The sequence below is a fragment of the Promicromonospora sp. NPDC050249 genome (assembly GCF_040656015.1).
Classification (GTDB): Bacteria; Actinomycetota; Actinomycetes; order Actinomycetales; family Cellulomonadaceae; genus Promicromonospora.
In genome coordinates, this window is sequence record NZ_JBFAKY010000074.1 from 1 (window position 1) to 5,757 (window position 5,757).

At 70.6% G+C, this 5,757-nt stretch carries 6 protein-coding genes; 5 read left to right on the forward strand and 1 reads right to left on the reverse strand.

All coding sequences use genetic code 11. The annotated features are described in order from the left end of the window. Window positions 1-164: 164 nt before the first annotated feature. On the forward strand, window positions 165-908 hold the full coding sequence (locus AB0I32_RS27025) for a helix-turn-helix domain-containing protein (protein WP_357511780.1): 744 nt from the start codon (window positions 165-167) through the stop codon (window positions 906-908). 43 nt (window positions 909-951) lie between these two features. Here AB0I32_RS27025 and AB0I32_RS27030 read toward each other — a convergent pair whose 3' ends face one another. Further along, entirely contained in the window at window positions 952-2,364 is a 1,413-nt protein-coding gene (locus tag AB0I32_RS27030; RefSeq protein ID WP_357511782.1) for a glycine--tRNA ligase, read from the reverse strand. Window positions 2,365-2,510: 146 nt separating this feature from the next. Between AB0I32_RS27030 and AB0I32_RS27035 the strand changes: the two genes are divergently transcribed. The 4 genes from AB0I32_RS27035 to AB0I32_RS27050 are packed head-to-tail and all read left to right on the forward strand — an operon-like array spanning window position 2,511 to window position 5,663. Then, entirely contained in the window at window positions 2,511-3,503 is a 993-nt protein-coding gene (locus AB0I32_RS27035; protein ID WP_357511784.1) for a zinc ABC transporter substrate-binding protein, read from the forward strand. A 14-nt stretch (window positions 3,504-3,517) separates the two neighbouring features. Next, window positions 3,518-4,333, forward strand: coding sequence for a metal ABC transporter ATP-binding protein (locus tag AB0I32_RS27040; RefSeq protein ID WP_357511786.1), 816 nt, complete (start codon window positions 3,518-3,520; stop codon window positions 4,331-4,333). Between the two features lie 2 nt (window positions 4,334-4,335). Further along, the gene (locus AB0I32_RS27045) at window positions 4,336-5,265 is read left to right on the forward strand and encodes a metal ABC transporter permease (protein ID WP_357511791.1); all 930 of its coding nucleotides are present in this window, start codon (window positions 4,336-4,338) and stop codon (window positions 5,263-5,265) included. Continuing rightward, entirely contained in the window at window positions 5,265-5,663 is a 399-nt protein-coding gene (locus AB0I32_RS27050) for a Fur family transcriptional regulator (protein ID WP_357511789.1), read from the forward strand. The genes AB0I32_RS27045 and AB0I32_RS27050 overlap by 1 nt, the downstream gene beginning before the upstream one ends. Window positions 5,664-5,757: the final 94 nt, after the last annotated feature.

Genomic DNA, 5,757 nt, shown 5'->3' on the forward strand with positions numbered 1-5,757 from the left:
CGGGGGGTGTTTAAACCCGGGTGTTGGTTTTTCCTTTGCTTCCACTTTACAACCCCCCCCCAACACACTCCGGATTACTGGTGTTGCCCCCGGGCCCCGAAGTTGTCCACAGGCGCGGTCTGCCTGCCCCGCACGCGTCCGCCGAACGGGGCACGATCGGTCCCGTGAATCGTGAAGGTGCTCAGCTGGATGTCGCTCAGCTCGTGAAGGACGCTCGGTACGCCGCCCGGCTGTCCCAGACCGCTCTGGCCGCTCGCGCCGGCGTCTCGCGGGGCACCGTCGCCGCGGTCGAGACCGGCGCGCGCTCGCGGTCGTTGGACATGCTGACCGGGCTGCTGGCCGCGGCGGGCAAGCAGATGAAGATCGAGCTCGAGCCGCTCGACGACGACATCCGCCAGGCTCTCCTGACCAGCGCCGGCGACACGAGCGCCGCGGACGACCTGAGCATGACCGTGTCGCTGATGGAAGGGCTGGTGAACCTCGAGTACCGCTTTGAAGGGCTGGCGGCCGCAGCGGTGCTCGGGGCGCCGATCCCGCTGACCGATCCCGTCGACCTCGCGCTGCCCGAGGGCCATGAGGCGGTGTCGTGGCTGGCAGGGCTGCTCTGCACCGGAGCAGCGGCGGTGACCCCGATGGGCAGGACGTACCCGCTGGGCGGCGTCAGGAGTCCGGAAGGGGTCGCTCGGCTCGTCGAGCTGGGCGAGGGCGGGCAGTTCCTCCTCGAGATCTGGCTCCGCACGTTCCTGGTGCGCTTCGTGCCGGCCGAGAGCACTCGGCGCGCGGTCCTCGTCGTCGGGGAGCACGCGCCGCTCCGTGTCCAGCCCCTGCACGAGATCGAGACGACGGACAAGGAAGCCGCGCGTGTCCTGCGCCTGCTGAGGGAGCAGGCACAGGACGCGCGCGGCTGACCGACAACCCGCGCCGCTGGTCGGGCCTGTCGAGGCCCGAGCCTCAGGCTCCGACGAGGTGGCCGGCCAGGTAGCCGACGACCTTGTCCAGCGCCACGCGCTCCTGCTCCATGGAGTCGCGGTGCCGGATCGTGACCGCCTGGTCGTCCAGCGTGTCGAAGTCGACCGTGATGCAGAACGGCGTACCGATCTCGTCCTGGCGGCGGTAGCGCTTGCCGATGGCCTGCGTCACGTCGTAGTCGACGTTCCAGTACTTGCGCAGCTCGGCGGCCAGGGCCTCCGACGTCGGGAGCAGGTCCGCCGTCTTGGACAGCGGCAGCACCGCTGCCTTGACGGGCGCCAGGCGCGGGTCGAGGCGCAGCACGGTGCGCTTGTCGACGCCGCCCTTGGTGTTGGGCGCCTCGTCCTCTGCGTACGCCTCCACGAGGAAGGCCATGAGGGACCGGGTGAGGCCCGCGGCCGGCTCGATGACGTACGGGTAGTACTTCTCGTTCGTGACCGGGTCGCGGTACGCGAGGTCCTTGCCTGAGCTCTCCGTGTGGGTCTTCAGGTCGAAGTCCGTACGGTTCGCGATGCCCTCGAGCTCACCCCACTCGCTGCCCTGGAAGCCGAAGCGGTACTCGATGTCCACCGTGCGGGTCGAGTAGTGCGACAGCTTGTCCTTGGGGTGCTCGAAGTGGCGCAGGTTGTCGGCCGAGATGCCGAGGTCGGTGTACCAGGCGGTGCGCTGGTCGATCCAGTACTGGTGCCACTCCTCGTCCTCGCCCGGCTTGACGAAGAACTCCATCTCCATCTGCTCGAACTCCCGCGTGCGGAAGATGAAGTTGCCCGGCGTGATCTCGTTGCGGAACGACTTGCCGATCTGGCCGATGCCGAACGGCGGCTTCTTGCGCGCCGCGGCGGCGACGTTGGCGAAGTTCACGAAGATGCCCTGCGCTGTCTCGGGGCGCAGGTAGTGCAGGCCGGACTCGTCCTCGACCGGGCCGAGGTACGTCTTCAGCATCATGTTGAAGTCGCGCGGCTCGGTCCACTGGCCGCGGGTACCGCAGTTCACGCACACCAGGTCCGTCAGCGGCACGGAGTCCGGGTCGTCGATGCCCTTCTTCTCCGCGTGCGCCTCCTGCATCTGGTCCACGCGGTAGCGCTTGTGGCACGAGAGGCACTCGGTGAGGGGGTCGGTGAACACGCCGACGTGGCCGGAGGCGACCCACACCTGGCGGGGCAGGATGACCGACGAGTCGAGGCCGACGATGTCGTCACGGCTCGTGACGGTCGAACGCCACCACTGGCGCTTGATGTTCTCCTTGAGCTCCACACCGAGGGGGCCGTAGTCCCACGCAGAGCGCGTTCCACCGTAGATCTCACCCGACGGGAAGACGAAACCTCGTCGCTTCGCGAGCGAGACGACGGCGTCGAGCTTGGCGGTCTGCGCAGAGCGCACTGACTTGTCGGACACGAGGGTCTCTCCAGGGGAACAGGCGGTAAACAATGTCCGCCCAGCCTACCGTCCGGGCAGGTTGAGGCCTGCGCGAATAACCCAGTGACCGACCTCTCGCCACCGATCTTTGACAACCGTTCTCAACAGGCGTGAGAATCGTTCTCATGATAAAGACTCGCGCCGCCGGCGCTGCCCTCGCCGGCCTCGCTCTCGTCGCCACGGCGACCCTCGCGGGCTGTTCGACGCAGAACACAGGTGGTTCCTCCGGCGAGTCCGACGGCGTCACCGTACTCGCCTCGTTCTACCCGCTCCAGTACGTGGCGCAGCAGATCGGCGGCGACCTGGTCACCGTCGACAACCTCACGCCCCCGGCCGCCGAGCCGCACGACCTCGAGCTGTCCCCGGCGCAGGTCCGGGAGGTCGGCACGGCCGACCTGGTGGTCTACCTGTCCGGCTTCCAGACCGCCGTCGACGAGGCCATCGAGACCCGTGCGCCCGAGCACGTGGTCGACGCCGCCGACGCTGCCGGCCTCGTCGAGCACGCCGAGGAGGCCGAGGAGGAGCACGCAGGCGAGACCGAGGAGGAGCACGCCGAGCACGCCGAGGAGGGCGACGAGCACGGCCACGGCACCACCGACCCGCACTTCTGGCTGGACCCGAGCAAGCTCGCCACCGTCGGCCAGGCCGTCGCGGACGAGCTGGCAGCGGTGGACCCGGAGCACGCCGACGAGTTCGCCGCCGGGGCCCAGCGCCTCGGCCAGCAGCTCGACGAGCTGGACCAGGAGTTCGCGGACGGCCTGGCCGCCTGCCAGGGCGCCACGCTCGTGACGAGCCACGCCGCGTTCGGCTACCTCGCCGACCGGTACGCGCTGGAGCAGGTGGGCATCTCCGAGCTCGACCCCGAGGTGGAGCCGTCCCCGGCCCGCCTGCGCGAGATCGGTGACATCGTCGAGGAGCGCGGCATCAAGACCCTGTACTCGGAGACGCTCGTGAGCCCCAAGGTCACCGAGACCCTCGCCTCGGACCTCGGAGTGAACACCGCAGTGCTCGACCCGCTGGAGGGCCTGTCGGAGGACGCCACGGCGGCGGGCGACGACTACGTCTCGGTCATGCAGGCCAACCTCGCCGCCCTGGAGGAGGGCCTGGTCTGCGAATGACGGACACTAGGCAGGTGACCGAGACGAGCGAACCCGTCATCGAGGCCCGTGGCCTGCACTTCCGTGCGGGCGCGAGCCACATCCTGCGCGGCATCGACCTGACGGTGGACCGCGGCGAGGTCGTCGCGCTGCTGGGTGCGAACGGCTCCGGCAAGTCGACGCTGGTACGCGCGCTCGTCGGCATCAACTCGCCGTCCGAGGGCACCGTGCGCCTGCTCGGCAGGCCCCTCGGGGCCGGCCGGCGCGGGACCGCCGTCGACTGGAGCCGCATCGGCTACGTGCCGCAGCGCGCGACCGCCGGCGGCGGTATCCCGTCCACCGCGCAGGAGGTCGTCGCGTCCGGCCTGCTGCACGGCCGCCGGCTGTGGCCGCCGCGCGGCTGGCGCGACCGGGTCGACACGGCCCTCGAACAGGTGGGCCTCGCCGACCGGGTGCGCGACCCCGTCCACCTCCTGTCGGGCGGCCAGCAGCAGCGGATCCTCATCGCGCGCGCCCTGGTCCGTGAGCCCGATGTTCTTGTACTGGACGAGCCAGTCGCGGGCGTGGACGTCGCCAGCCAGGAGGCGTTCGCCGCCACCATGAAGCGGCTGGTCGACGGCGGCCTCACCGTGCTCGTCGTCCTGCACGAGCTCGGCGAGCTCGAGCCGCTCGTCACCCGCGCCGTCGTGCTGCGGCACGGCAAGGTGGTGCACGACGGCGCCCCGCCGCGCGCCCGGCACGACCACGACCGCGTCGGACACCGGCACCAGCACCCGCACGCCGACGACAACGACAGCCGGACAGCTCGGGACGCCGAAGCCATGGCACTCGACCTGGAGGTGCGCCCGTGATCATGCTCATGCTGACCGACCCGTTCATGCAGCGGGCCCTCGTCGCCGCGCTCCTTGTCGGCATCACCGCCCCCGTCGTCGGCACCTACCTGGTGCAGCGCAAGCTGTCCCTGCTCGGCGACGGGATCGGGCACGTCGCCCTGACGGGCGTCGCGCTCGGCTGGCTCGTCGGCGCGGGCATGGGACTGACGCCGAACGACGCCCTCGCCATCCCCGGCGCAGTCGTCGCAGCGGTGATCGGCGCGGTCCTCATCGAGGTGGTCCGGCGCCGGGGACGCACCTCCGGCGACCTCGCGCTCGCCATCATGTTCTACGGCGGTATCGCCGGCGGCGTCTTCCTCATCGGGATCGCCGGCGGCTCCTCCGGGAACCTCATGCAGTACCTGTTCGGCTCGATCTCCACGGTGACCGACGCCGACCTCTGGCTCACCGTCGTGCTCTCCCTCGTGGTGCTGGCCGTCGGGGTCGGACTGCGGCACGCGCTGTTCTCGGTGAGCCACGACGAGGAGTTCGCCATCGCGTCCGGCCTGCCGGTCTGGGCGCTGAACATCATCGTCGCGGTCGTCTCGGCCCTCACGGTGACGGTCGCCATGCGCGTCGTCGGCCTGCTGCTCGTCAGCGCGCTCATGATCGTGCCCGTCGCCGTGGCGCAGCAGGTCACGCACGCCTTCGGGCGCACCATGCTCACCGCGTGCGTCGTCGGCGTGGTGGTCTGCGTGTCCGGCCTGACCATCACCTACTGGTACAACGTCTCGCCCGGCGCGACTATCGTGGTCCTTGCCATCGCGGTCTACGCGGTGGTCTCACTGGTGGCGCCGTTCCTGACCCGGCGGCGTCCCGCGCACGACCCGCATCCAGACCTGCCCGACGACGTCGACCTGCCTGCTGCCGCAACGGAACGTGCTGTGGCCGCCGCGAAGGAGTGCCGCTGATGGCCGCACGCATGACCCGCCAGCGGACAGCCGTCGTCGAGGCGCTCGACGAGATCGCGGACTTCCGCTCGGCGCAGCAGCTGCACGAGACCCTGCGCGCCCGCGGCGAGTCCGTGGGCCTCGCGACCGTGTACCGGGCGCTGCAGGCGCTCGCGGACGCGAGCGAGGTGGACGTCCTGCGCGCCGAGGACGGCGAGAGCCTCTACCGCCGGTGCGCGCGCCGCGAGCACCACCACCACCTGGTGTGCCGGATGTGCGGCCGGACCGTCGAGATCGACGGCCCCACGGTCGAGGCCTGGGCCTCGAAGGTCGCCGCGGCCCAGGGCTTCGACGACATCGAGCACACGATCGAGCTCTGGGGCACCTGCGCGGACTGCCGCGCGTCCGCCGCGCGCTGATCCCGGCGCTGTGCCGCGCCGGGTGAGCGGGGGAAGGCCACATCGGCGGGGTGTGTTGCTGCGAGTGGACAATGTCTACTCCGCGCAACACACC

What these genes read in the sequence shown, in the direction of transcription:
- AB0I32_RS27050 (WP_357511789.1), top strand. Translation starts at nt 5,265, where the DNA reads ATGGCCGCACGCATGACCCGCCAGCGGACAGCCGTCGTCGAGGCGCTC.
- AB0I32_RS27045 (WP_357511791.1), top strand. Translation starts at nt 4,336, where the DNA reads ATGCTCATGCTGACCGACCCGTTCATGCAGCGGGCCCTCGTCGCCGCG.
- AB0I32_RS27035 (WP_357511784.1), top strand. Translation starts at nt 2,511, where the DNA reads ATGATAAAGACTCGCGCCGCCGGCGCTGCCCTCGCCGGCCTCGCTCTC.